Source organism: Bacillus cereus group sp. BfR-BA-01331, assembly GCF_022663915.1.
Taxonomy (GTDB): Bacteria; Bacillota; Bacilli; order Bacillales; family Bacillaceae_G; genus Bacillus_A; species Bacillus_A mycoides.
On record NZ_JAKUGJ010000012.1, the window covers coordinates 50,711 to 76,249 of the forward strand.

The window sequence follows — 25,539 nt, forward strand, 5'->3', positions numbered from 1 at the left end:
AAATAATGCAGAACTCTAATACGATCGATATCCGTAATATACATGAGCTAGAAAACGAATTGTCTACTTTATTAAGTAAACCCATTTCTTCAGGAGAAGATTTAGAAAATTGGCTGAAAATACAGTCGAAATTAATATGGGAAATCGAAGAACAATTAAGATCACACTATATTGACTTTCAATGTAATACAGATAACAAAGAAATAAAAGATACGTTTGAATATGATCAACAATATGTAAGGCCTCTTTTGAAACGTTATCAAAATTCATTTGATAATAAATATTTAGAGTCACCATTTCGAATGCAACTTGATCCAAAAACTTATAGCTTACTAGATAAAAAAATAAAAAATGCGCAAACATTATTTTGTGAAAAGAACATTGATTTAGAAGTAAAAGAAGACAAATTAGTAACCGAGTACTTCGAAATTACAGGCAGTTTGACTGCACTATGGGATGGCGAAGAAAAAACAATTACTGAACTACAGTCTTACTTACAAAATCCGAATCGTGATATACGAAAAAAAGCAAAAACGCTCATTTCCGAAAAATTTTTATCTGTTGAAAATAATTTACAACATATTTTAAATGAATTAATTGCAATCCGTCACCAAAAGGCCAAAAACATTCAATTAGATAATTATCGTGATTATATGTTTAAAAAATATGAACGTTTTGATTATACGGCTGATGATTGCTATGAACTTGCAGAATCCGTTCGTAAATACGTTGTGCCACTTATTGATAATATATTTAATGAGAAAAAAGCTGAACTTCAAGTAGATACACTTCGTCCGTGGGATCTAAAAGCAGCCGCACCAAATCAAAAAGTGTTAAAACCCATTGAAGACGAGAGTGATTTAATCGAAAAAAGTTCTCATATTTTACAAAAACTAGACCCAGAATTTTCTGCATTATTGAGCCGTATGCATAAAAATGATTGCTTAGATTTAGAAAGTCGTAAAGGAAAAGCACCTGGAGGATTTTGCGAACACTTACCTGCTTCTCAATTATCTTTTATTTTTATGAATCTCAATCATACACATTATGATGTTACTACTTTCCTCCATGAAATGGGCCATAGTATTCATAATGAATGTATGAAGCAGCTAAAGCTACAAAAATATTTAGAAATCCCTTCAGAATCAGCTGAGCTAGCCAGCATGACAATGGAATTGTTTTCGATGGAGTATTGGGATACATTTTATGAGAATACAGAAGAATTTATAAAAGCAAAATTAGATTTCTTTAAAGATATTGTTAAGTATTTACCACAAATGCTTATCGTTGATCAATTCCAACATTGGATGTATGAAAATCCAAATCATACTGCTAAAGAAAGAAATGAAAAATATTTAGAATTACATAACACTTACCAATCGAATGTGGTAAATATTGAAGGTTATGAAAACTGGATAGCAACTGGCTGGTTACCTGTACTACACATATTCGAAATACCATTCTATTATATCGAATATGCAATCGCGCAACTTGGTGCATTGCAAATGTATAAACAATATAAAGAGAATCCTAAACAAGCACTACAAAATTACAAACAAGCATTATCCCTAGGTAGCTCTGAATCCTTACCAGAGGTATATGAAGCAGCTGGAATTCGTTTTGATTTTTCTAGTGAGACAATAAAAGAATTAATGGCATTTGTAGAAGAAGAATTAAATTTACTTGAACAAATATAAGTAAAAAAGATGCACCTATACTTTTAGGTGCATCTTTTTTACTGTATTCTCTTCTAATTAGTTTCAATTTTCATCTCGCTTTATTAATAAGCTCTATATACTGTAAGTCCCCATATCCTATTGTTGGAAAAAGATTAAATAACCTTTTTAATAACTCTTGTGTTGGTAAATCTTTATTTTTGGAGATATACTTTACTACTACATTATTTTCTTTTAGCATTTCTAAATATAAATCTATCGCCTGATACATTACAGGTAGTACCTCATGAGATGGCTTTTTATGATTTACTAGAACTTCATTGTAAACAGAAAAATAGTTCCCTAATTCAAGTTCAATTTGACTAACTTTAAATTCATCTTCTCTGAAGCTATTTAAGTATACTTTTCCCTTATAACCAGACTGTTCAAGGTAAGAAAGTACTGTAAGTAGATTCATTTGGCAAAACATATCTTCACCGAACCATAAAACAATACATTTATACTCTTTCTTAAAAAGATTCTCTAAAGGATGAATAACCTTTTTCGTATAATTTTCTACAGTACCTTGGTGTCCTTCTGCCCTTGTTTTAATAAACTCATCATCAAAAATCTGTGCAGTAGTCGTATTTACACACATAGCTTCATTAAATGGAGCGTAATCAGACTCCCCCATTAGTTTTTCACTTTTAAATTCTTCATACATAAATTGACCATTTAATATATTTAGTACATCTTTATCAAACAGCTCACTCTTCGCATTTCGTAACTGATCAACTTCAATTTTTCTAGAAAAATTCATTCTATCCCACTCCTTTCCATCATTGATTGAGAGTTTAATAAATGATTGAACCGGTATTTTGTTAAGTTGGAATTTTCCTGGGGTTATACCAAAAACAGTTTTAAATGCTCTACTATAAGCCTCTTGCGAAGAGTAATCGTAATCAAATGCGATATCAATTATCTTTCTATCATTCGTCAAATCTTCCGTTGATAAATACAATCTTCTAAGAAGAATATATCGTCTAATACTTATCCCTGTTACTTGATGAAATTTAAACGAACAGAAGTAAGGAGAATATCCCATATAATTAGATAATTTATCTAATGAAAACTTCTTTTTTAAATTGCCCTCAATCCATTCAATCATTAGCTGTATATGTTCATTCATTTATCCCCCTCCTCACTAAATATTATAAGAAGTATCCACTTCTCTCTTTTGATATTTCTTGTGGTTTATAACATTAACCACCCTCTAGAACCTTTAAATATCATATGTAATTACTCATTTCATATTTTTTCAGCTATCTTATTTTTCCATACATTTACTTAACTTTCTAATAAAGTGAAACTTTAATCAGTGGGAAGTTTGTTCCTCCCCACTGATTATTATCCCATACTAATCGGACTTTTACGGGATAAATCTTTTTTAAAGGATTCTACCAAATAAAACACGAAATTTGTAAGTTAAGGAACTAGTAGTTTTGTAAGTGGAAAATTTATGTTTGGAAAGGAAGTTAAAATGAATAATATAGAAAAAGAGATACTTAAACTAATTAATAAACTATATCCATTGGATTTTATTGAAATGAAACCAATAACAAATGAAATGTATCAATGTCTCACAGCACAAAGTACTTACTTCGTTAGAATTACAAACTATAAAACATATGAAGAGCAATTAGCAGAAGTTACATATACGAACTTTTTATATCAAAAGGGCTTAGGAGTCCCTCTAATAATACCTTCTTTAAAGGCGAATTTAGTAGAGAAAATAACCTTAGACAAAGAAGTTTTTGCTGTATTATATAAAGCTGCTCCTGGTATACATTTACCAAGAAACGAATGGAATTCTAATGTATTTAAAAAGCTTGGTCAACAAATTGGTAAATTACATCGTGCATCTAAAAATTTTGAAAGTATTGAACCAGTAAAACATATAAACGACTGGTATGAAAATGAAGAGTATAATTTTCTTAACTATATCCCAAAAGAAGAGACTACTATAAGAGAAATTGCATCTGACGTTTTAACTTCTATAAAGGATATGCCAAAGTCCACTTCAAATTACGGCTTAATTCATGGAGATTTATGGTTAGAAAACATATTAGTGGACAATGATTTAAATTTAACAATGATTGATTTTCAAGACTGTGAAAAACATTTTTACATATTCGATTTAGCTGTTCCAGTCTATAGTGCGATAGAATATTCTTTCGTTGGGAATGGCAACATAGTCGACTATGAGGATTCTATTACAAAAGCAATAATCGACGGATACCAGGAGGAAAATGATCTACCTAAAGAAATGATAGAGCAGCTTCCATTGTTTATTAAATTAAAGGAGATATTCGAATATAGTTTAATGCATATGTATTGGAATAAAGAAGAGTTAACTGAGGAGCAAGTACGGATAATGAACCTTTATAGAATAAAGATTGAAAAAAGCCATTCTTTAAACACAGTTGGTTTCCTATGAAGTACACCCAATTGTTACATTCAGTTTAACAATTGGGTGTACTTTTCTATAGATAAGTTTTCTTCAAAAGACAAAATACAAGGAGCGAAACGATATTTAATCGTACAGTGGCACCTATTTTTCAATCCATTCAACGGATTTATCTAGCTTAATACCATCCTCGATATTACTTTCTTCCAAAGTATTTGCCCTAGCTTGAATACAAATAAAATAAAGAGGTTCACTTGAATTGTTACGCCAAATTCTTTCCCCCTCTTGTGCCACCCTTATGACAGTACCCTCTTTGATTTCAAGGATTTCATCATCAATCTTGAATTCCCCTTGTCCTTTGACGAAGATATACAGCTCTTCATTTTCTCTATGCTTATGATAAAAGGGCATTGAAATGCCTGGAGGGAAAACATTTAGTGAAGCTTCCATCCCTGTACATTGTAAGTCATCTTTAAGAAATACCTTTCCAGGAGCTTTAAATGGATTTCCATTTTTATATTGAAGCAGATCCTCCCACTTTCCTACTTGAACAGCACTAAAATTTTTACCTTCCATTGTTGAATTAACAAATTGACTCATTTGTATTCTCCTCTCATATTTATTTTCCATAATTTCACTTTTTATTCTCTAATAAATGAATAAATCCTCTCACAAAAAGAAACCGAATAGTCTCTTTTTTGCGGTAAAAAAACGGCTCAATTAGCCATAATATGTTATTAAGAAGTTTATTAGTAAAGATTGTTTTTTACATATTTATTTATCTCTACATTTATTTTATTTAGAATTTCTAAAAAACGAAGCAATCCAATTTTTATTAATTAATATTTATTTAAAATTGTAAATTATGGCCTCAGCAGCTTCCATCACAATCTCACTTAAAGTTAGTTGAGCATGTGGTGTTAATGCAATATCTTCAACTGTCATGCCTGATTCAATTGCTAAACCCATTTCGGCAATTATTTCTGATGCACCATTTCCCACGATTTGAGCACCTACTAATACACCATCTTCTTTACGCACCAATAGCCTCAAGAACCCTTTTCCTTCATTTGATACAAGTGCACGACCGTTTGCTGAAAATGGGGATTGAATCACTTTTACTTCCATGCCTTCTGCCTTTGCTCGCTCTTCAGTATAACCAACTGTAGCTAATTCAGGATTTGTGAAACAAACTGCTGGAATTGCCAAGTAATCAACACATGATAGTTCACCAGAGATAGCTTCGGCAGCTACTTTTCCTTCGTAAAATGCTTTATGTGCAAGCTGTGGACCAGCAATGATATCTCCTATAGCAAAAATATTCGGAAGGTTAGTACGACATTGTTGATCAACTTTTAATAAACCGCGGTCAGAAAACTCAATACCGATTTTTTCAAAACCCATATTTTCAGTATTAGGACGACGGCCAACCGTTACTAATACGTAATTAGCGTCAACTTTCTTTTCTTCACCACCAATTTCGTAGGTAACAATTACACCATTTTCAACTTCTTCTACACCTTTAGCGGATGCATCTACTATTACTGTAACACCTTTGTTTATAAGGTCTTCTTTCACAATTTGAGTCATTTGTTTATCGAAGCCAGTTAAAATATCTTTACCTCCTTCAATAATTGTTACTATAGAACCGAGGGAAGCGTAAGCAGAGCCCAATTCAGTACCAATGTAACCACCACCGATTACAACCAATTTACTTGGAACTTCAGTTAAACTAAGTGCACCTGTAGAGTTAATCACACGTTTTGTAAATTTAAATGTTGGAATTTCAACTGGGCGTGATCCAGTAGCTATAATTGCATTTTTAAATGTATATGTTTGAGTTGCATCTTTATTGGTTACTCGTATAGTGTTAGCATCCATGAAATAAGCTTCACCTTTTATCACTTCTACTTTATTGCTTTTTAATAACCCTTCTACACCACCTACTAATTTCTTTACAACGTTGTTTTTAAATTTTTGTACTTTTGCGAAGTCCACATTTACACCAGAAGAAAAAATCCCCATATTTTCTGAATGCTTTGTTTCCTCAAAACGATGACCTACAGAAATAAGTGCCTTAGATGGAATGCAGCCGACGTTAGCACATACGCCACCAAGATTCTCTCTTTCTATAATTGCCACTTGTTTCCCTAATTGTGAAGCTCTTATTGCAGCAACATATCCTCCAGGTCCAGAGCCAATTACGATTGTTTCTATTTCTCTCATATCCTTTTTCACACTCCTCCAAAAATTAGAAACAGGTAGGCCGAAATTGTTCATACTCTACACATTTTTCAATTTACTATTTTGTATTAGTACCATTCTTCTCTCATCCGTTTTTTCATAGTTCCATCATGGAATTTCTATTAAGTGATCACCCCCTCAAAAAAGAAACCGAACAGTCTCTTTTTTGCGATAAAAATTACGGCTTAGTTGGCCGTAATTTGTTTTTCCAATTCATCTAAAAGTCGTGACGATACTGTATCAATATAAACTGTATCTTGGTATAAGCGTGACAAGGCAAGTGCTCCTTCAAGAGAAGAAATCCAGATGATAGCAATCTGTTTTGCTTGAGTATCTGGTTTTAACTCTCCTTGCTCAATTCCATACGTAATAATCTTTTCAATTATTCCAAGTAATTGATTCATCGCTATCTGTGCTTGTACTGCCATGAGAGGATGGGAATCATCTGCTTCTAACGTTACGTTCATGATTGGACACCCTCCAGGAAGAGGATCATTATTAATGAGAGATGTAAAAACTGAAATAAAAGTTTTTAACTTATCCAACGTATTGGATGCTTTTTTTATCTCTTCGACATAACGCACTCCCATTTGTGAAGTTGCGTGCTGAAAGGCTTGAACAGCCAAGTCATCTTTATTTTTAAAGTGACGATAAATACCACCCTTCTCCAGCCCAGTCTCTCGCATAATATCAGAAATTGAAGAACCACTATAGCCCTTTACATTAAACAGAGCAGAGGAACGATCAAGAATCATTCTTTTTGTTAATTCACCTTTACGCATTGTGTCCTCCTAAAAGAAAACGTTTGGTCTCTTTTAAGTATATGACAAACCGAAAAGAATTAGCAAGAAAAAAATAACAGGGAATATCAATGAGTAAAAAAACAAATGATACACCATCCTTACAAGAATCAGAATAAATACATGAAAAACATCTTTTATTTACAGAGGTTTAGTCTCTGCCAGTCTAGCTGCACTAATTATAGGAGCCCACTGGAAAATTTCATCTCTTAATAAACCTGTTTTTTTGCAATATATATGTAAATACATTTCAGCTAATTCCACTGAATTCTGTGAATACAATAAGTATGTCCGAAACACATCTGCACGAATATCACCTGAACTAGCATCAACCCAATCTATAATTTTCACATCACCATTACTCATAATTAAATTAAACGGATGTAAATCACCATGACATAATCTAGGTTCAAATGTGATTAAATCTAACTTTTTTAATATATTTCCCTTTTGTTTTTCATCCAGATCATGTACGGAGTTAATTCGACGATAAAGCCTTTCTTCCATCGGTTCTATTTCATCCGAGCTCACAGATATAGCATGAATTTTTTGTTGTATACTTACACAAATACTTATGAAATGCTCCGCTTTACTCAAATTATTAAGCAAAAACTCACCAACACTTTCCCCTTCTACATATTCCATAATAATAGCTTGTCTACCTTGTATCTCTGTAACTTCAAATACTTTAGGGACGTATAAACCACATGAATATGCATACTTTTGTTTTCGTGCTTCGTATAGAGATTCTGTATTAGGGAGGTATTCTTTAAACAATTTCACAACTTTATTATCACAAAGATAAATTTCAGCCGTATTTCCTTTGGCTATCGGATTTCCTAGATTCAATTCTCTCCTTACAGTAAATTAGAATAACGCTTTATAGTCCTCTATAAATTCAGTGTAATTATATTGAAACCCTTCTTCATGAAAATGAAAAAAACTTACCCCTCCCTATAATTATATAGAAAGTGGTAAGTTTAATTTTCTAGGAATATCGGAATGAAACTCCGGTGTATGCAAAACAGAAAATGAATACCCTTGTTGAATAAACAATACTTCAATATGTTTACTTTCAAATGGAACACCATTTTTCTTAAAGTTATTTTGGATTTGTTGTAAAAACGCATGATCCGGTGTTCCGAATGAAACATGTACTTTCGGTGGTAAAGCTTTCATCGCAATGGGAATCCAAGGTCGCTGCCACCAGGTTGCGATGATATATGCAGTGCCACCTATAACAAAGTTGAAAATATCCCCATCTTCCTTCGTTTTCATGTCTAGATTTGATTTCAACCATTCCGTAAATACAGGTACACTTTTAACCGGAAGACCAATTTCCCTTACGTATAAAATGTTTAACGGTGAATGCGGGACTAATACCTCTTCTTTAACATAACTATGTGCAATAATTTCGAGAAGATTTCCATCACCATCTTTAAAGTATAAATTGAATAGACCATTCTCCTCACCAATTGTATGACCATCTTTCCATTTCACAATGAGTAATCCAGACTCTTTAAGCCATTTTGCTGTTTCATGAAACTTTGAATATGGGATCTCAAAAGCGAAATGCGCAGGTGCAATTGGTTCATATACTTCTTGAAAACTAATTGTGGTATACGGTGTTACTTCAAATTGAATATATGATGCGGTTTCTTTTTTTATTGGAAAAGATAATATGTCTTTATAAACTTGTTTTACCCCTTCTATGGAAACCGTTTGTAGTTTTATATCTGATATATGTGTAATCACACTACATTCCCCCTTGTTTCTTACTATCTATTCTTATTGTATTACACTTATAAATAGATAAAATCAAACCGAAGGGTGGATTTTTCGTGTAAAAACTACAACTTTAGTATGAATATGTTAGCTCCAATTACTTTTTATTTCCTCTATAACAACTTCTGGTTTATCCCAGTGTAATAAATGTGTAGTATCAGAGATTAATTTTACTTTCGCGCCAGTTTTTAACTTAAAAATTTCTACTGTTTTATCTCTATATTCATCCCATATTTGCGGTAGTGTAGCTCGAAGCAATATAATATTAGATGGTAACTTCTCGTAAATATCTATCGTTTCATCTTTATGCATACCTCTTATTATATTACCAGCTGTTGTACCTCTCGCATGCCAACATACTTCATTATCCATTTCAATCCCTAGGTCTTTTACAGCAATTTCTAATAATGGAGACCACCTAGTATAGGCTTCTTTTTCACTTTTGAAAAATCCATCCCAATTATTAAAAATATATTCTTCAAAATCCTTTTCGTAATACGCGATTTCCTCTTCAAGCGTTTCTTCTCGAAGCCTTTTTGTTTGATATCCTCCATCAATAAGAATGCTTCCTAGTACTTTTTCTGGATTATTTAATAAATAAAATAGTGCTACAAAACTTCCCCACGAATGTGATAAAAAATAGAAATGTTCAATTCTCAGTTCATTTATTATTTCATTTAACCAGTTTGCTAAATTCAGCATCTCATAATCTTCCGTTCTTTCAAAGGGCGGTGTTTTACCATGCCCAGGTGCATCAATGGAGATAAATCTATACTCTTCCTTTAATTCTTCTGCAATTTCTATAAAACTTAAACTCGTACTACCTAACCCATGTAAACAAAAGATAACAGGCTTTTCATTATTTCCCCACTCAGTAATATGTGCGTTTATTTTTTCGTTGTTAATATAGTAACGTTTCAAAATAATTATCCCCTATATTTCAATTTTTAGATTACCACTTTACCTATTTCTATGATTTTTAAGTTTTCCCTGCATTCTTTTCCACAAAAAAAGCTGATTTTCTTTTAAAGAAAATTAGCTTTTACGTTAAAATACACTATGATTTAACAGCAATAATCATAAACCTTTTTGAATTCGTACGAATACCTTTTTCGGAACTATTAGCGTCAATGAACTTTTGTAAAATATTAAAGTCCTCTTCTTTTTCTCCAAATCTAGGAATAATAGGCGTATGTTTTAATAAGAAAATAAGATCCTCAGGAGTACTGTAATAATCAGTAACATCATATTCACGTACTTGTACGAGTTCAAATCCTGCACTAATAAGTTCACCCATATAATTATCTTTTAACGTACCATCTCTTTCACCTAAACATTGCCCTCTACCAAATGCTTCTTTAAGATTTAATTTATCATGTTCGCTAACTTGTTGTGTTAAGAAAAAAGCACCTTTTTTCATTACTTTTGCCAATTCAGATGCTACAAACGGCGCATGACAACTTGAAGCAATATCAAAATGAGCATGTGGAAACGTTAAAGCTTCAGAATCCATTTGAAGAAATTCAACGTTTTGTACACCTGCTTTATTCAAATTAGAATTTGCTGTTTTGATCATTCCATTAGAATTATCTATTCCAATCAGTAATGCAGCTGAAGATGCTATTTTTAGTACATTCTCGCCTCCACCTGTACCAACATCAAGTAGAATATGTGATGGTTTACATCTTACTTTCACTTCGCTATAAAAGTCCCAGGTGTCTCCTACAGTCTCACATTTTAGCTTACTAAAATCCCAGCCGTTTTCACTTCCCACTTTATCATAAAAGTTTTTGTACTCTAATTCATTCATTTTATTATTTCCCCTTTGCAAAAATGCATCAAATGTTTAATTATGATAATCCTTGAAATAGACTCATAGTTGATTTTACCGTAAAAGGGCCTATGTCTCCTTTTATATCTGCTACGTATTTTTTCAGCACCGAACAACTAGTTACTTCGAACGATACAGCATTTCATCTATATCACCTCATCCGGAAGACTGCCTATATAATAACCTATAGTACTATTTAATTATATATTATAAAATAAAAATTATTAAAACGATATGTTTCGACACATCACATTTAGTTTACATAATAATATTATAGTTTGTTTTTATCGATATATTCTAAATGTCCTCTTCCCCAACCACACATACTATCCAAAACAATACTGACTGTTTTTCCCTGCTCAGTTAAGCTATATTCCACTTTAGGTGGTATTTCTTGATAAATTTCGCGTTTTATTAGTTGATCGTGCTCTAATTCACGAAGCTGCTTCGCTAATGTTCCTTGAGAAATGCCTGGTATTAATCGCTTTAATTCACCAAACCGTTTCGTTCCATCTGTTAATAATATAAATAAAATGAGTGGCTTCCATTTACCCCCGATTATTTGTAATGTCGCTATTACCCCTTTTAATTTAGGTTCTTGTAAATCCATCTTCTCACCTCTTCCATCCCATCATAGATCATAATAAATAATTTTTCATGTTATTTCTCCGTTCACTGATTCATTAGTACGAAAGTTGCGACTAAGTACAAGTAAAGTGTGTACTTTTCAATAATCATTTTTTAACGAATAATAAAAGCAACACAGATTTTTTTAAAATTTTATATTAAGGGAGAGGCTTAATCATGACTTTTACTACACTAAAAGGTAAACAAATCGTTATTATTGGTGGAAGCTCTGGTATTGGATTAGCAACAGCAAAACAAGCAATCGAACAAGGCGCACATGTTATTATTGCAGGACGCTCGGAAGAAAAATTAAAAATTGCTCGAGAATTAATAAATAACAACCATCTTCAAACTTATGTATTGGATAATCAAAATAAAGAGCAATTACAAGATTTTTTCAAGACAGTTGGGAATTTTGATCATTTATTCACACCGGGAGCCTCTTACACACTTGGACCAATAACCGCTACAGATGATATTGCTGAAAGCAGCTTTATCGGAAAGTTTTGGCCACAATATTACACCGTAAAATACGCGATTCCTTTTCTTTCAAACTCTGGATCTATCGTGTTAATGTCCGGTGCATTTAGTCAAAGACCACTTAAAGGTGCACCTGCTTATGGAGCTTGTAATGGCGCTATTGAAAGTTTAGGAAAAGCTTTAGCTGTTGAATTAGCTCCGATTAGAGTTAATGTTGTTTCTCCTGGAACGATACGAAGAGAGAATGAACAAAATGAAAAAAGAATGGCTGCTTATGAAGATTATAAATCTCGTTCTCTTGTTCAGAGACCTGGGCATAATGATGAAGTTGCACATACTGTCCTATATTTAATGCAAAATGGGTTTACTACAGGTAGTGTATTATTTCCTGATGGAGGATACACATATCATTGATTTATAACAATTCAATGCCTCCTTAGATTAACTAGTATTAAGGAGGCTATTATGGTTAATCAACGAGTCCTTTGTGCTAAATATTTTCAGATGGAAATACAGTAAAAAAGGCATATACGATGCCTTTTTTACTGTATTGTTTATTTGTTTATCGGATAACAAACCTCTGTAACCCACTTATTAGGATCCGATTCCATCGCTGGGCTAACGTGATAAATATTAAACATCGGGCCTGCTATTTCATATTCTTCCGCCTCAATCCATTTTGCGGCTGCTTCATTTACGGTTGTCATTTGTTCATAACTTCCGTTTACTGTTATAGATGCTACCTTGATTGGATCTATCTTTTTGAAATTAACATCTTTTGTATTTTCATGCTCCCCTAAAATATTTATCTGTATTTCTACATCCACATCATTTTCCTTATATTCTTGATCATGGAATGTAGCAATACTATAACTCGGATTAGCTATACTAATATTTTTAACATTAATTTCTTGCATCAATATACTCCATAAATCCCCTTCGCAATTATACGATGGAATAACCTTTCTAACACTTGCTACATTTCTTTCTGGAATTTCTTTTAATGAAACATGATAGTTCATTTCAATAACATCCTCTCTCATCGTTTTCATTGAGTCTTCGAGGAGACGTAATTGTTTTTTGAGATCGTCCATTTCTTCCTTTACTTGAGCACTACGATTTTCAAATTGTGACTTTATTACTTCAATATTTTCACTCTCTACTAATTCTTTAATAGTGGCAATATTAAATCCCATATCTTTTAACACTTGAATTTGATTTACTTTCTTTAATTGGGCTGCTGAATAAAATCGATAACCACTTTGCTCATCGACTTTTACTGGTTGTAATAATTCCACTTTATCGTAATGTCTCAACATACGTATACTAATGGAAGATAGTTTTGAAAAATCCCCTATTTTGAACATTAGTTCCTCCTATTTATTACAATTATTCGAAGCTCAACTTAAGCTTAAACAATGACATTGTGTGAGAGTCAACTATTTATAACAGTTTAAACAATTATTTAATGTATTATATTTATATAATTAAAAGCTCTTACGACTTATTTACCAATTCACTTTTCAACGCAATATATATTGATATTAATCCATTTACATTCAATAAAGTAACTATAATACTAATGAGCAACGCTACATCTGCAGAAAACATTTTAATCGTCTGCCACGGTGAATTTGTACTATAAATAAGAAGTGGAATTAAAGTAATAGATAATATTAGAAATAAACTCCCTAGAAAAATCCAGGTTATTTTTTTACAAATTTTCTTACGTTTATACTTTATTATTAACATAATTGCTGTAATGAAAAGTGCGAATATTAATATTGACATAACAATTTGAACTATCGGTATATTATTTGGTATATCAACCGGTTCTTCACCATTCAAAATATTAATAATCCCTTTTTTAAATTCTGGTAGTGATGCTTCTTCTAAAACATGATTTTTATTCGTTAAAATCACAACACCCCAGCCAGTTTCATTTAAAATAAATATTTCTGCATGTGAATCAGGAGTTGAGCCTGAATGCCAAACCATCTTTTCGTTTCCATTTATATTTGTTGTCCTCAGTCCAAAACCATAATATTTCGCTGAATCTATTTTATATAATGGAGATAAATAAAGATCCATACTATCTTTATTTAAAAATTGTGTATGCTCTTGGTGATTCAAAAACTTAATGAATTGAATCATATCTTCTAGATTTGCTGTAATATATCCATATGGTGTCCCACCATTATCATACGACACCGTACTTTTTCTTGGTATTCCAAACCATGATTGATAACCTGTTAAATAACCCTTTTTATAAGACTCTTCACTATTTGCTGCTGCACCATTCATTCTTAATGGCTGAAAAATTTGCTTCTCCATATAAGTAGAGTATGTCTCTTTTGAAACTTCCTCAATAAGTGCACCAAGAACGAGATAATTTGCATTACTATATTGATATTTTTGTCCTGGGGGAGCAGTTAATGTTACATTCGACAGTTTCATTACATTTTCTTTTATAGCCGTAGTAGTCTTTGATTGCTTATCTGATAATGCTAAACCTTCATAGGTACTCATTCCACTTGAATGTGTTAGTAGATGTTGGATTGTTATATTTGAGGCCGATTGATTATCTTTTACTTTAAACCAAGGAAGATGTTGTTGAACTGAATCCTCTAATTTTATTTTTTTATCTTCTATTAACTTGACTATAGCTAAAGCTGTTAAAGATTTACTTATTGAGCCAATCGCAAATGGGGTTTTACTAGTTACCTTTTTTTCAGACTCCCCAGTAATCCCCCATGTTTTTGTAAAGAATACATCTTTATGATGTACAATTGCAACGGAAGCTCCAGGAATGTTCTGTTCCTTTATAAATTTTTCAATATACTTATCTAATGTAACTTTAATATTTTGCTGAGCATAAACTTTTGGATGTACGATACATAATATTAATACATTACAAAGAATACAAATTTGAAATAGTTTATAGATAGTTTTCTTCATTATACTTTAGATAGCTTTCTTTTTTTATAACTTACTAGGCTAATAAATACTAATATAGAGAGCGTAAAACTAAATATTATTAATACATAGTTCCACCATTGATTCTCTGCTATACGATATAAAAGATTATAATTAAATGTATTTTTGCTATTAGTTCCGTTAAATGATTCAGTTAAAAATAGTGAAAGTGTAGTTTGTGAGATGAGGTAAGTAATAACTGCGATGAATATGCCACCTAAGATAAATGTGCTCGAATTTCCCTTTTCATTTTGAAGTTGTCTCATTTTAACTTGTAGGTCAATTTCATTTATTTCTAAAAAATCTTGAACAAATAATTGAGGCGTACCTAGATCATTTATACTATCCTCCCCATTTTCACGACATTCTTGAATATGCTCTAAAATTTGTTGTTTAATATTTTCCCTTTCTTCTAAACTTATATCGTATTGCTTTAATTCCTTAAGTACGTCAGTTAAAAATTGATTTTCTTTACCGTTTAATTCATTCCTCATTTTAGAAGGTCTCCTTTCAAACCACTTTTTAATAATGTTTGAATATCAGATTGTAATTCTAACCACTCATTAATTTTCTTCTCAAGACGTATTTTCCCGTTTTCATTAATTTCATAATAGATTCTAACTTTACCACTGTCTGTTACTTCTTGATAAGTATTTACCCACTCTTGATTTTTTAACTTAGTTAAAATAGGGTAAATACTTCCTACTCCTTTCAATTTTAAATTGTATACTTCAAGTTCTTTCATAATTTCATAACCATAACTTTTCTTTTTCGACAAAATAGATAACACACACATTTCTAAATGACCTTTAATTAAACTTGTTTTGTCCATAGGATAAATTTAACAGAAATATATACTTCATTCAAGTATATATTTCTGTTAAATTTAAAAATTCTAATAATTATGCAATCACTAAAAAAGTAGCATATTCCTTTTGTTATTATCCAAATAACCTAAATTATTATCCCAAAAAAACATTTTTATACGTCAATAATTATATAATAAATGATCATAATTAACGATTTAAAACTAACCCTAACAGATAAATGTATTTACATCTTAGAAATACTAACAAAACTTAAACATAAATGCCAACCTGTAATACCTTTCAGTTTAAAATTTAAGAATAATTTATATTGGTATTACAAATAGATTTTTCTTGCTCTATTATTTATCTACCTTAACACGTTTAAAGAAACTCTTCTTCAACATAAAAACTCATTTGCAGATTATTGCAAATGAGTTTTTAATCCCTAACTAATCACTATTTTTTATTCTTCTTAATTTAATTATTTTTCTCAAGACATTCATAAACTGCCATCATTTCTCGCTTATTCAACTCACGAATTCGATTAAATATTAGAATGTCTGCAACATCCTCAGTTCGTAAGCTTTCATCCACAACATCACTAACTTTTCCAGTTAACCATGTTTGCACATCTATTCCATCAACGATTTCTTTAAGTCCTTCATCGTTAATACCACTTGCATTACAAGTTATACATGGAATTGTTAATTTAAACACACCATCATGTAGATTATCTTCGGTTATAACTTTCTTTCCGTTACAGAATGGACACGGGTTGCTTTTTTTAATTTTATTAATTTGGGTAACTAATTTTTTGTAACCAAATGCTTCGTATACATATGTTAGTTTTTTATATTTACCATTTGTGAAATACTTATCTATAATTGTTTCTCTTGTTTCATAAACATTAGGAAAATCACAAATAGTTACTTGATTGTTGAAGCAAATGGATTCTATATTTCCTTTTATTTCGTCCCAGAATGGTAAAACATTTTGTAACACCATTTCATAATTTGAAAAGCTTGCTTGTTCTAATTCAAACATTTTCAGTGCGACTTGTATATTTCTAGGTAATAAAGAAACATCTTCTGTCATAATCATATCGTCACCTACGATAGATTTCAATTTGACGAGTACAGGCAAATCTCCTACAATTTTCAATACTTCGCTAAGCGGCTGATTAATAATTTCACGAATATCTGTATCTCCAAAATTAAGTGGTTTATGGTGATTTAATAAAGTCCCCTTACAAATTGGACATGTCATCATTTCTTTAGAAGTCTTAATATCTTCTTTAATAGCTGCTTTTGAAATAACAATATACCCGCCAATAATCGTATTAAATCCTACCCATGTTCTACGTGTCTTTCCTTTCTTATCATAAAAGGACTTATCAAAATAGCCGTACCAAAATGTATGTTTCTCTTCCTCAGACATATCATTATAGCTTTTCTTCAAATCATGACCAAGCTCATTTTTAATTTCTTCAAATAGAAATTCGATTTTTTCATATTGATAAAATTTTAATACTTTCATGATTTCCGGATCGAATAGACCATCCCAAAATGGAACGTTTTTATCTTGAATTGTAATTTCTTTATCAAAAACTTCAATTTGAAGACGTCCAGAACAAGATGGACAATGATTATCCTGAGAATAGAAATCGAAACTTCTCGTATCTTTATTAGTCGGATGAGCAGTTACAATATGATTGATCAATCCACCAATTTCATATAAGAAACTATATTGACTATACAAATGTCTTTCGAGATCAATAGCAACAACTGGTGCCATTGTATCAGATTCATATTCACCATAAATTAATCGGGCCATTGATGATAAGCTTTTTAAAATACCGCCCTTATAAACGTTTTCAGCATTTTTAAAATAGTTAATATGATTTTCTTTTAAATAGTGAACTCCTTCTTTACGCTTAAGCGTTGAAGAAATGTGTATTTGTTCAGCATTATTCACACTGCTTTTTTGACGATAATAATCCTCATGACTTACTACATCAAGATGCTCTATAGATTCAACCTGTCTTTTTCCAAAATCGACAATATAATCAGAGCTTTCTAGCATGTAACTGTTATGCTCAATCATAATGATAGAGACTGATTCATCTTGCAATATCCCTCTAACACTATCTATAAATTGATTTAAAATATTTTGCGATAAACCTTTTGAAGGCTCATCAAAAATAAACAATGTATGTGGATTTCTTGTTTTTGCAAATAACTCAGAAACTAAATGAACACATTGAAACTCACCCGTTGATAATGTTTGTGTTTTTCGTTCTAATGTTAAATATCCCAGTCCTAATTTGATTAGTAGGCTCAAGCGTTTATACGCAATATCTTCATTTGGAATTTCATCAATAATATCCTCAATTGAGCGCTCAAAAATATCATCAATTTCTTCACTATACTTTGTCAGTTTCTTTTTAATATCTAAGAAAGTTGCTACAGTTGATCGACTTGTAATCGATTGGTTTCGATCTTGCCCTACCATAACTAGTTTATCTTTTGGATATCGTTTCAAGAAATCTGTAGCTAAACACTCATTGACAAGTGTAGATTTCCCGCATCCAGACTCTCCTGTAACAGTTACAAGTCTATTTTTAGGAATCTGAAACTCAGTCATTTGGATATTTCGGCAATATAATTCATGGAATGTATAATATTCTGTTGGCATTTTGTAATTTCGTTCCGATAGTATTGGTTTTGGTCTTGGTGATTCTTTCACGATTTGTCCACCATATTTTCCGCTACCAGGTCCGAAGAACAATTGCTCATCTGTTGTATCCAGTACTGTATCTGAATGATCAATGAGCCAGATTTGATTTTTACACCCTAATTGCTTGATCTCTTCTAATATTTGTAACAATGTTTCATTATCAAGTCCAACTGAAATCTCATCAATAATAATTACAGTATTTTCACTAACTGCCATGAATTCAGCTAAGTAAAGTCGTGTTAATTCTCCACCTGACAACGTACCCATAATTCGATTTAATGTTAAATAACCAATGTTCATATTGATAATATTTTGCAATATATGTTGTTTTGCTTCACTAATATTTAATTCTTCTGCTAATGAAAGAATAGATTCAACACTTAAATCGTTAATATCCGAAATTGTATGTGATTTAGCAAATAACTCGATAGTACGTTGTTCAACTTCTTCACTATAACGTTTCCCCTTACATTTTTTACACTCAATATTTTTAGTAGTACCACGCCCTTTACAGCCAGCACACCAACCTAATTGATTATTAAATGAAAAGACTTCAGGAGAAAGATTAAATTCTTCCGCTAGTTTTTCACGAATCTCTTTAAAAACACCTGTATGAGTACCAATCGTCGAACGCGGATTGGTAGAAATTGATGATTTTCCTAAAAAAAGTACTAAAGGCATTTCCTCCATCTTAATGGCACTAAAATTAGTTTCCATAATATTAGGAAATAAATATTGATATTCAGCCTTTGGCAATAAGGAAACTAGACGCTTCTTTGATTCTTCACCAATTGTTTGACAAAGAGTTGTTTTTCCAGATCCAGATAAACCAGCAATACCAAGTGATTTATTAAACGGAATAACAGTATCAAGTTTATTTATGTTATTAGCAATTAATTGATTTACTTTCATATTGACCTCTATTCTTATTTTTCCACAAAATCATTTTTATAATATAATAATTATATAATAAATACCATGAATTTAATCCCTAATCTTTCAACTCATCAACCTTAACCTTATAATTATCAAACCAATATTCCCACTCATCTTTTGAAAACACCTTCTCTTCTCCTTCTAAAACTGAAGAAAAAAGGTCAAGACAAATATGCCAACCAGCTATATCTTTCGGTGTATGGTCAGTTAATTCATGAATGTATTCTTTAAATAGTAAAAGAGAACCATTTTCCTCTTTATGTATTTCAAATCGGACACGATCTTTATCCCATGTGAATTCAAGTATTGAATTTAGTTGGCACTCCAAAATATCAATATTTAAAAATGAACCATCCATCATGTCGAACTTTATAATTCCACCTGTTTTAAGATTTTCAATCTGTAAATTAGACATCCATTTTTTAAGCTTGCTGTTTTCAGTTAAAACAGACCAAACTTCCTCTATTGTATAAGAAAATTGGCGTTCAAATTTCACAATATAGCCGTCAGTTTGTTTCTCTATTTCAGCCAACATATTTATTGCCTCCTACTTGTATATAGAATATATGTTCTTATTTTACACGAATTTATGTATAAAAGAAATCTCTATGGCAATGAAATATTAATTTAATGTGTGAATGATAATTTGAACATTGATTTATTATATATTCTCTCCATATGTTTATTACAATAGGCGTACCTCAACATTTCCACAAAAAAATTCAACATGAGAAAACGTTGATTTATTTATTTTATATAATATTTCCATTAAATATTTAAAAGCAATTTCCTTTAAGATAAATGGTGTTAATAAGAGCTAATATAGTATTCAAATCAAGTTATGTAATGTTCAAAATCACTTATTATGTATGTTTGCTTCCATGTTAAACGTAGGTTTACAAAAGAAATAAAAAAAGCCGCATTTGCGACTCATGAACGGATAGAACTAATACCTATTTTAGGTGAATGACTTACCTTTTAATCGCGTCAACAATTAGCGATGGAAAACCAAGTTTATCGCCTCTATTTCTAGAATCATACCTTTTCGAGCGGAAAATAACGCCGTCATTCGCATCCCATTCTGTGTAATAAAATTGACCATTTTCATCACAATATTCAAGTAAAACTACCTCAAATTCAGCAATTTCAAACATTTTCGTTAATGTTTTATAATTATGAACAATTTTATGACTTGCTGCTGGGTGATCTTTCGGACCAGGCCCGCCTATTTGAACTATATTTTGATATGCTTCATCTCGGAAAAACGCATCAGGAACACCACACCGAATATGCCCTGCTGGCTTTAAAAATTTATAACAAATTTCAGCTGCTTTTACACCTTCTTCAAACGTAAGGTGTTCCCATACATGCTCTGCTAAAATAGCTGAAATGGAATTGTATTCAAATCTTTCTTCCCAAGTGGTATTGTCTAGTAAATTAAGTTCATCTTCTTGCGTTTGAACCCAACCTGGATTATTATTAAATACTCCAGCTCCGACTACTACTTTAATTTCATCTTGCTTAATTGCCATCACTTTCACCCCATAAATCTTTTAATGTATTAATATATTCTATGTTTACTATATTTTTCCCTTTTTCAACTAAAGTGCCAGTTAGCTCAATAAGATAGGTGACAAAACTTCTGTTGTTTTTACTTATCCTCCCACATACAGCAAAAACGTTTATAGTGCAAAATAAAAAGCGAAAAGAATAATTCCTTCCGCTTTTATAGCAATAAATACATTTCATATTGTGCTAAAGAATTCTTTTCAAATCCAAATTTCTTTAAAAACCCTTCCAGTAAATTGTTGTTTGGAAACCCAATTGATAAACTTGATAACTTTAATTCTTCACTTGCTACCTGTAATAATTTCGTCCCAACACCAATATTTCTATAGTCTTTGTCTATGAAAATAAAACTAATTTTTCCTTGTTCATTTACACATACAGAACCTTTTATATCACTATCAGCATATGCACCGTAAAATGTATGATTTGTTTTTTCGATATAATCAATATCATTTTGCCAATTTATATGGAAGTTTAGCCATTTCTGAATTTCAACTTTAAATGTTGGAAATTCTAATTGTTTTACTTCAATATTTTTATTACCTTTATTCATTATTTTAGTTAAATCATTTAAATTATAATAAGAAAGGTCATATACTTTTTCATAACCTAATTTGTTGTAAAAATGAATCGCCCGATCGTTTCCTACAATAACTTCAAGAAAAAGCTGCTTACATTTATTTTGTGTCGCTTCTTCTTTATGTAACTCAAATAACTTTTGACTTACACCAATGCCTCGAAACTCTGGATGAACAGCTAATGTTCCGCAGCGCATTGTTTTTATACTTTCATAAACCTTTATACCACCAAGTATTACACCAACAGATTTGTCACCGTCTAACGCAATAAAGGAGTGTTCCAGTGAATTCCCTTCTGGTCCAAAAAATCTTTTAATAAAATCTTCTTTTGAAACTTCCATTTTAATAATGTAATCTGAAAATCCATCCTTAAAAGCTTTATACACTAAATCTATACTTACTTCACTACATCTTTTGTATTGAATCATATAAGTATAATCCCCCGCTTTGACTCGTTATAAACTGCATTCAAATACATGAAATGGATTACCTTCACTATATCCATCTTTTATTTCATGAACAACAATTTGACTAAACCCATTAGTAATAAGTATATTTTCAAATTCTTTTAAATCATATAGTCTTATAGGAAAATCCATAATCTCTGTTTCTACTATTTTCTCATCATGAATGATTTCATATTTCAGTATAATATTTAGAAGTTTTTGCGCCTTATCATATGAAACTTTTCTATACTCAACAATTAATTCATCGTTAATTTCTTTTCTATTTGTCTCTATCCAATCTAAAATTTGTTCTGTCTCACTTCCACCTTGTACAACTGTAAGAAGTAATTTTCCATTTTCCTTTAAGTTGTTTTTCATATTTTGAAGACTATTGTCTACTAAATTATTTGGTAAAAGTGAAAATGAACCGATAGGAATCATAATAAGATCGTATTTTTTATCACTATGATATTCTTCTATTCTTCCTTGTGACACGACCGGTTTTAAGTTTAATTTTTCTGCTTTATCTTTACAAACTTTAAGCATATCTTTCGAAATATCGAATCCCTCTATATTCACACCATTTTGCATAAAAGGAATTAACATTCTACCATTTCCGCACATTGGTTCTAACACATGTATATTTTTATCTTTTGCAAAAGAAAGATAAAAATCCAATTCTTTTCCGGCTGCAATTGATTTATCACTTTCATATATCTTTGTACAAAGTTCTCCATAATACGTATGCAATTATAATTCACCTCTTAATTTGAAATGAGTGGACATTTTCCTACATATGTCTCACTATTTACTTGTTTTATAACAAACGGTGCAATATCCCCATTTTGAATTTTGATTCCTGGCATATCTACTAAACTCTCTTTAATATCACCAGTACCATTTCCTTCTATAACAAAGGGTAATCTAACAATTGTCCAAGCTACTTCACTACTTTGTATAATTTGCAATTCTTTATATTTATCCTGCATCATCTTTGGAAGAAATAATCGAAACAAATTAGCCCCTATTTTATTTGCAATTCCCTTCTGATCTCCTTTTACATTTAAGGAGCCTCCAGAAATAAGAATATAGCGCTTCATTTCATATTCCTTCATTACTTTTAAAATATGCTTCGTAACTGTACTAAAAATATAAGGTTCATTTTTCGGCTGACCCACCGCATTAATCACAGCTTTACACCCTTGAAGTAATTCCTGTATGACTGAAAAATTGCGGGCATCTCCACTGATAGTCTCTATATTTTCATTAGTTATCGTCATATTTTTAGAATTTCTCGTTAATATTCGTACTTGATAGCCCTTTTCTAACGCTTGATTTACGAGGTATTTTCCGACTTTTCCATTCGCACCAATAATCGCTATTTTATTTGTAGCTTTCATCACTATACTCCTCTTACTATACATTGTTAACTACAGTAATCTCATAAACACGTAAAAAAGTAATTAAATGCTCACACGCTCGTTCACATGCTAACATTTTAAAAACCTTTTGTTCTTCTTTCGTTTTGTCATTCGCTTGATCTGAGGCAGCTTTCAAACATAGAAATGGTTTGTTATTTACACGACATACATAAGCAAATGCTGCCACTTCTTGATCAACGGCTAAAGCACCGTATACAGTATGAAGTAAATACCTCATTTCTGAACTTCGAATACGTTGATCTCCAGATAGAAATGTACCAAAATGGACCGGGTCATACGAACGCAATTTCTTCATTCGTTTTACGAGTGATTTAGTTGTTTCAATAGGTGCTGTTCTACCATCATATAGATTAAAACTATCTTCTCCTGAACCAGCCGCTGTAACATCATGCTGTAAAGTATTAAGAGCTACAACGATGTGTCCATTTTTCACCTTATCTGATAAACTCCCGCAAATCCCTGTCATAAATAACTGGTCTGGCTGGAATTCACTTATTAATAGTTGTACACAACTAGCACAACTTACTTTACCGACACCAGTTACAACTGAAATAACTTCTAATTCATTAATAGAATGAAAATGAAATTCCCAAGCTGCTATTTTTTCTACACGCTCACTTGGATAATGTTGATGCAAATACGTAAGCTCTGGTTCCCATGCAGATACAATTGCGATCCTTTTCATTACACACTTCACTTCCTCCTATTTTCATGTAAATAAGTCATCTATACTCTCTCGTTCATATTCTGGTATCCACTCTTTATACTTCTCATATAAATCCCGTATCTTTTCTTTATTCTTCGCAATTACTTCACATCCTCTATCTTCATAAATAAACATGATAATATCCTTTGTTACATTTATAAAAAATACATCTGGATATGAAATTTCTTTTTTTCGCCCTAGACGTGGACGTAGGTCAGGGAAATCTTCATGATTAACAGCTTCAATAAGCGGTTCATATTTAATATCTTCTGCAAAACATTGTAAAGAAAATTGATATGTACAATATAAGTCAGCTTCTTCATCTTCAAATAGAAAAGGGAATGTTTCTTGTCTTATATGAAACTTTAAATCCCTCTTTTTAATAAACCTATTGTATACATTTATTTTCTGCGCATTTTTTATATTTTCCTGTTTAAATCGATAAACATTTGTGACTAAAAAGACGGTATCTTCTTTTGAAAATATATCTTTAAATAGACTTTTATTATACCTATATAGTTGTGTGAAATATTCCATATTATACGTGTTACCATCTTCTTTGAATTGATATTTATCTTTCCCAAAATCAAAATGAAGATGATTTTCCCACTGAAAGTATATGGACGGTACTAATGTAACTCCTGGGAATGCTTGATTCATATATTCTTTTAATTGCATTTTTATACCCTTTCTACTCTACAATTTCTTTTAAATACCAATATGCTTCTTCTAACCACGGGTGTATGACTTTTAATGTATCTTTTCGTTCCCACAAATATGAAATATATACAAAAGCAGCATGTTCTAAAGAGTTTCCTAAAGCTTTTTTTACATTTATCAAATATGGAGGTGTCCCTATTTGATCCCATTCTAATTTATCAGCAATAAATAATACTAAATCCATCTTCGTTGCATGTTTATGCAAAGTAGTGTGGCAACAGATAGCATTTAAAACTTCTTCATCCTCTATTTTAAATATCTCTTTTGCAATTACTCTCGATAATTTTTGATGAATAATCATTGGAAATTCTCTTTCTTCTTGTAATATTTCTATTCCAAATTTTTCAGCAACTGCAATCCGCTCCTCGTTCGGAAAGATTGCACTAATATCATGTAAACATCCTGTAATCGCTGCTTTTTCTTCATCTTCATAAAATATTCCCGCAATTTTTCTTGCCTCATTTGCCACACGAATTGAATGTTTATATGTAAATTCTTTATTGTATTTTAATAGAAAAGCTTTAATATCATTTTCTATTTTTCCAGTTGGAGTAAATGAATATATATCATTATATAACATAGCAAGCCCCCCTTATAACTATCTTTCAGTATAATGTGGAGTTTAAATATCCTTCTTATTTTATATTCGTTATGAATGTTTTAATTCCTTTTTAATACGATACATGAAATTTTATGTAGAAACATTACTACAAAATACATAAATGTTTGATA

The 25,539-nt window shown here is 31.2% G+C and carries 25 protein-coding genes; 3 read left to right on the plus strand and 22 right to left on the minus strand.

Features of this window, described 5'->3' with window-relative positions; translation table 11 throughout:
- Positions 1-5 precede the first annotated feature (5 nt).
- Positions 6-1,697 carry a M3 family oligoendopeptidase gene (locus MR155_RS20215; RefSeq protein ID WP_215556433.1) on the plus strand — a complete coding sequence of 564 codons (1,692 nt, stop codon included), beginning with the start codon at positions 6-8 and terminating at the stop codon, positions 1,695-1,697.
- A 70-nt stretch (positions 1,698-1,767) separates the two neighbouring features.
- Here the strand turns inward: MR155_RS20215 and MR155_RS20220 are convergent, their stop codons facing one another.
- Positions 1,768-2,844, minus strand: a complete 1,077-nt coding sequence (locus tag MR155_RS20220; RefSeq protein WP_016091399.1) for a helix-turn-helix domain-containing protein — start codon at positions 2,842-2,844, stop codon at positions 1,768-1,770.
- Between the two features lie 330 nt (positions 2,845-3,174).
- On the opposite strand from MR155_RS20220, the gene MR155_RS20225 reads away from it, so the two are divergent.
- Positions 3,175-4,152 (plus strand): phosphotransferase enzyme family protein, encoded by a 978-nt coding sequence (locus tag MR155_RS20225; RefSeq protein ID WP_242310928.1) that lies wholly within the window; start codon positions 3,175-3,177, stop codon positions 4,150-4,152.
- Positions 4,153-4,266: 114 nt separating this feature from the next.
- Here the strand turns inward: MR155_RS20225 and MR155_RS20230 are convergent, their stop codons facing one another.
- The 8 genes from MR155_RS20230 to MR155_RS20265 all read right to left on the minus strand — a co-directional run bounded on the left by MR155_RS20230 (position 4,267) and on the right by MR155_RS20265 (position 11,392).
- Positions 4,267-4,722 carry a cupin domain-containing protein gene (locus MR155_RS20230; protein ID WP_219302350.1) on the minus strand — a complete coding sequence of 152 codons (456 nt, stop codon included), beginning with the start codon at positions 4,720-4,722 and terminating at the stop codon, positions 4,267-4,269.
- Between the two features lie 246 nt (positions 4,723-4,968).
- Positions 4,969-6,348, minus strand: coding sequence for a dihydrolipoyl dehydrogenase (gene lpdA / locus MR155_RS20235; protein ID WP_242310929.1), 1,380 nt, complete (start codon positions 6,346-6,348; stop codon positions 4,969-4,971).
- Positions 6,349-6,551: 203 nt separating this feature from the next.
- Positions 6,552-7,148, minus strand: a complete 597-nt coding sequence (locus MR155_RS20240; protein ID WP_063218834.1) for a TetR/AcrR family transcriptional regulator — start codon at positions 7,146-7,148, stop codon at positions 6,552-6,554.
- Positions 7,149-7,307: 159 nt separating this feature from the next.
- Positions 7,308-8,015, minus strand: coding sequence for a phosphotransferase family protein (locus MR155_RS20245; protein ID WP_242310930.1), 708 nt, complete (start codon positions 8,013-8,015; stop codon positions 7,308-7,310).
- A gap of 111 nt (positions 8,016-8,126) precedes the next feature.
- Positions 8,127-8,921 carry a VOC family protein gene (locus tag MR155_RS20250; protein WP_242310931.1) on the minus strand — a complete coding sequence of 265 codons (795 nt, stop codon included), beginning with the start codon at positions 8,919-8,921 and terminating at the stop codon, positions 8,127-8,129.
- Positions 8,922-9,038: 117 nt separating this feature from the next.
- Positions 9,039-9,872, minus strand: a complete 834-nt coding sequence (locus MR155_RS20255) for an alpha/beta hydrolase (RefSeq protein ID WP_088039426.1) — start codon at positions 9,870-9,872, stop codon at positions 9,039-9,041.
- Between the two features lie 136 nt (positions 9,873-10,008).
- Entirely contained in the window at positions 10,009-10,761 is a 753-nt protein-coding gene (locus MR155_RS20260; RefSeq protein ID WP_242310932.1) for a class I SAM-dependent methyltransferase, read from the minus strand.
- Positions 10,762-11,053: 292 nt separating this feature from the next.
- The gene (locus tag MR155_RS20265; RefSeq protein ID WP_219302336.1) at positions 11,054-11,392 is read right to left on the minus strand and encodes a winged helix-turn-helix transcriptional regulator; all 339 of its coding nucleotides are present in this window, start codon (positions 11,390-11,392) and stop codon (positions 11,054-11,056) included.
- Positions 11,393-11,586: 194 nt separating this feature from the next.
- Between MR155_RS20265 and MR155_RS20270 the strand changes: the two genes are divergently transcribed.
- Entirely contained in the window at positions 11,587-12,303 is a 717-nt protein-coding gene (locus tag MR155_RS20270) for an SDR family oxidoreductase (protein ID WP_219302334.1), read from the plus strand.
- Positions 12,304-12,443: 140 nt separating this feature from the next.
- Here the strand turns inward: MR155_RS20270 and MR155_RS20275 are convergent, their stop codons facing one another.
- The 13 genes from MR155_RS20275 to yqeK form a co-directional block, all read right to left on the minus strand.
- Positions 12,444-13,256, minus strand: a complete 813-nt coding sequence (locus tag MR155_RS20275) for a MerR family transcriptional regulator (protein ID WP_219302332.1) — start codon at positions 13,254-13,256, stop codon at positions 12,444-12,446.
- Positions 13,257-13,386: 130 nt separating this feature from the next.
- Entirely contained in the window at positions 13,387-14,847 is a 1,461-nt protein-coding gene (locus tag MR155_RS20280) for a serine hydrolase domain-containing protein (protein WP_242310933.1), read from the minus strand.
- Positions 14,847-15,359 carry a DUF1129 domain-containing protein gene (locus MR155_RS20285; RefSeq protein WP_088039424.1) on the minus strand — a complete coding sequence of 171 codons (513 nt, stop codon included), beginning with the start codon at positions 15,357-15,359 and terminating at the stop codon, positions 14,847-14,849. The genes MR155_RS20280 and MR155_RS20285 overlap by 1 nt, the downstream gene beginning before the upstream one ends.
- A complete protein-coding gene (locus MR155_RS20290; RefSeq protein WP_002016557.1) occupies positions 15,356-15,697 on the minus strand; it encodes a PadR family transcriptional regulator in 342 nt (113 codons plus the stop codon). The genes MR155_RS20285 and MR155_RS20290 overlap by 4 nt, the downstream gene beginning before the upstream one ends.
- Positions 15,698-16,151: 454 nt before the next feature.
- The gene (locus tag MR155_RS20295) at positions 16,152-19,322 is read right to left on the minus strand and encodes an ATP-binding cassette domain-containing protein (RefSeq protein ID WP_242310934.1); all 3,171 of its coding nucleotides are present in this window, start codon (positions 19,320-19,322) and stop codon (positions 16,152-16,154) included.
- A 79-nt stretch (positions 19,323-19,401) separates the two neighbouring features.
- The gene (locus MR155_RS20300; RefSeq protein WP_219302324.1) at positions 19,402-19,881 is read right to left on the minus strand and encodes an SRPBCC family protein; all 480 of its coding nucleotides are present in this window, start codon (positions 19,879-19,881) and stop codon (positions 19,402-19,404) included.
- 436 nt (positions 19,882-20,317) lie between these two features.
- Positions 20,318-20,881, minus strand: a complete 564-nt coding sequence (locus MR155_RS20305) for a class I SAM-dependent methyltransferase (protein ID WP_242310935.1) — start codon at positions 20,879-20,881, stop codon at positions 20,318-20,320.
- A 191-nt stretch (positions 20,882-21,072) separates the two neighbouring features.
- On the minus strand, positions 21,073-21,921 hold the full coding sequence (locus MR155_RS20310) for a GNAT family N-acetyltransferase (RefSeq protein ID WP_242310936.1): 849 nt from the start codon (positions 21,919-21,921) through the stop codon (positions 21,073-21,075).
- 27 nt (positions 21,922-21,948) lie between these two features.
- The gene (locus MR155_RS20315; protein ID WP_242310937.1) at positions 21,949-22,689 is read right to left on the minus strand and encodes a class I SAM-dependent methyltransferase; all 741 of its coding nucleotides are present in this window, start codon (positions 22,687-22,689) and stop codon (positions 21,949-21,951) included.
- 14 nt (positions 22,690-22,703) lie between these two features.
- The gene (locus tag MR155_RS20320) at positions 22,704-23,339 is read right to left on the minus strand and encodes an SDR family oxidoreductase (protein WP_242310938.1); all 636 of its coding nucleotides are present in this window, start codon (positions 23,337-23,339) and stop codon (positions 22,704-22,706) included.
- A gap of 16 nt (positions 23,340-23,355) precedes the next feature.
- Entirely contained in the window at positions 23,356-24,066 is a 711-nt protein-coding gene (gene mtnN, locus MR155_RS20325) for a 5'-methylthioadenosine/S-adenosylhomocysteine nucleosidase (protein WP_002032255.1), read from the minus strand.
- Between the two features lie 24 nt (positions 24,067-24,090).
- The gene (locus MR155_RS20330) at positions 24,091-24,765 is read right to left on the minus strand and encodes a DUF3885 domain-containing protein (protein WP_219302317.1); all 675 of its coding nucleotides are present in this window, start codon (positions 24,763-24,765) and stop codon (positions 24,091-24,093) included.
- 13 nt (positions 24,766-24,778) lie between these two features.
- Complete coding sequence (yqeK, locus tag MR155_RS20335; protein ID WP_242310939.1) at positions 24,779-25,387, minus strand: bis(5'-nucleosyl)-tetraphosphatase (symmetrical) YqeK; 609 nt, start codon at positions 25,385-25,387, stop codon at positions 24,779-24,781.
- Positions 25,388-25,539 lie beyond the last annotated feature (152 nt).

Bases quoted from the DNA above. Each gene is read 5' to 3' on its own strand.
- MR155_RS20265 (WP_219302336.1), bottom strand. From the start codon at position 11,392: ATGGATTTACAAGAACCTAAATTAAAAGGGGTAATAGCGACATTACAA.
- yqeK (WP_242310939.1), bottom strand. From the start codon at position 25,387: ATGTTATATAATGATATATATTCATTTACTCCAACTGGAAAAATAGAA.
- MR155_RS20220 (WP_016091399.1), bottom strand. From the start codon at position 2,844: ATGAATGAACATATACAGCTAATGATTGAATGGATTGAGGGCAATTTA.
- mtnN (WP_002032255.1), bottom strand. From the start codon at position 24,066: ATGAAAAGGATCGCAATTGTATCTGCATGGGAACCAGAGCTTACGTAT.
- MR155_RS20320 (WP_242310938.1), bottom strand. From the start codon at position 23,339: ATGAAAGCTACAAATAAAATAGCGATTATTGGTGCGAATGGAAAAGTC.
- MR155_RS20285 (WP_088039424.1), bottom strand. From the start codon at position 15,359: ATGAGGAATGAATTAAACGGTAAAGAAAATCAATTTTTAACTGACGTA.
- MR155_RS20275 (WP_219302332.1), bottom strand. From the start codon at position 13,256: ATGTTCAAAATAGGGGATTTTTCAAAACTATCTTCCATTAGTATACGT.
- MR155_RS20225 (WP_242310928.1), top strand. From the start codon at position 3,175: ATGTTTGGAAAGGAAGTTAAAATGAATAATATAGAAAAAGAGATACTT.
- MR155_RS20215 (WP_215556433.1), top strand. From the start codon at position 6: ATGCAGAACTCTAATACGATCGATATCCGTAATATACATGAGCTAGAA.
- MR155_RS20295 (WP_242310934.1), bottom strand. From the start codon at position 19,322: ATGAAAGTAAATCAATTAATTGCTAATAACATAAATAAACTTGATACT.
- MR155_RS20270 (WP_219302334.1), top strand. From the start codon at position 11,587: ATGACTTTTACTACACTAAAAGGTAAACAAATCGTTATTATTGGTGGA.
- MR155_RS20330 (WP_219302317.1), bottom strand. From the start codon at position 24,765: ATGCAATTAAAAGAATATATGAATCAAGCATTCCCAGGAGTTACATTA.
- lpdA (WP_242310929.1), bottom strand. From the start codon at position 6,348: ATGAGAGAAATAGAAACAATCGTAATTGGCTCTGGACCTGGAGGATAT.
- MR155_RS20300 (WP_219302324.1), bottom strand. From the start codon at position 19,881: ATGTTGGCTGAAATAGAGAAACAAACTGACGGCTATATTGTGAAATTT.
- MR155_RS20310 (WP_242310936.1), bottom strand. From the start codon at position 21,921: ATGATTCAATACAAAAGATGTAGTGAAGTAAGTATAGATTTAGTGTAT.
- MR155_RS20290 (WP_002016557.1), bottom strand. From the start codon at position 15,697: ATGGACAAAACAAGTTTAATTAAAGGTCATTTAGAAATGTGTGTGTTA.
- MR155_RS20230 (WP_219302350.1), bottom strand. From the start codon at position 4,722: ATGAGTCAATTTGTTAATTCAACAATGGAAGGTAAAAATTTTAGTGCT.
- MR155_RS20280 (WP_242310933.1), bottom strand. From the start codon at position 14,847: ATGAAGAAAACTATCTATAAACTATTTCAAATTTGTATTCTTTGTAAT.
- MR155_RS20240 (WP_063218834.1), bottom strand. From the start codon at position 7,148: ATGCGTAAAGGTGAATTAACAAAAAGAATGATTCTTGATCGTTCCTCT.
- MR155_RS20260 (WP_242310932.1), bottom strand. From the start codon at position 10,761: ATGAATGAATTAGAGTACAAAAACTTTTATGATAAAGTGGGAAGTGAA.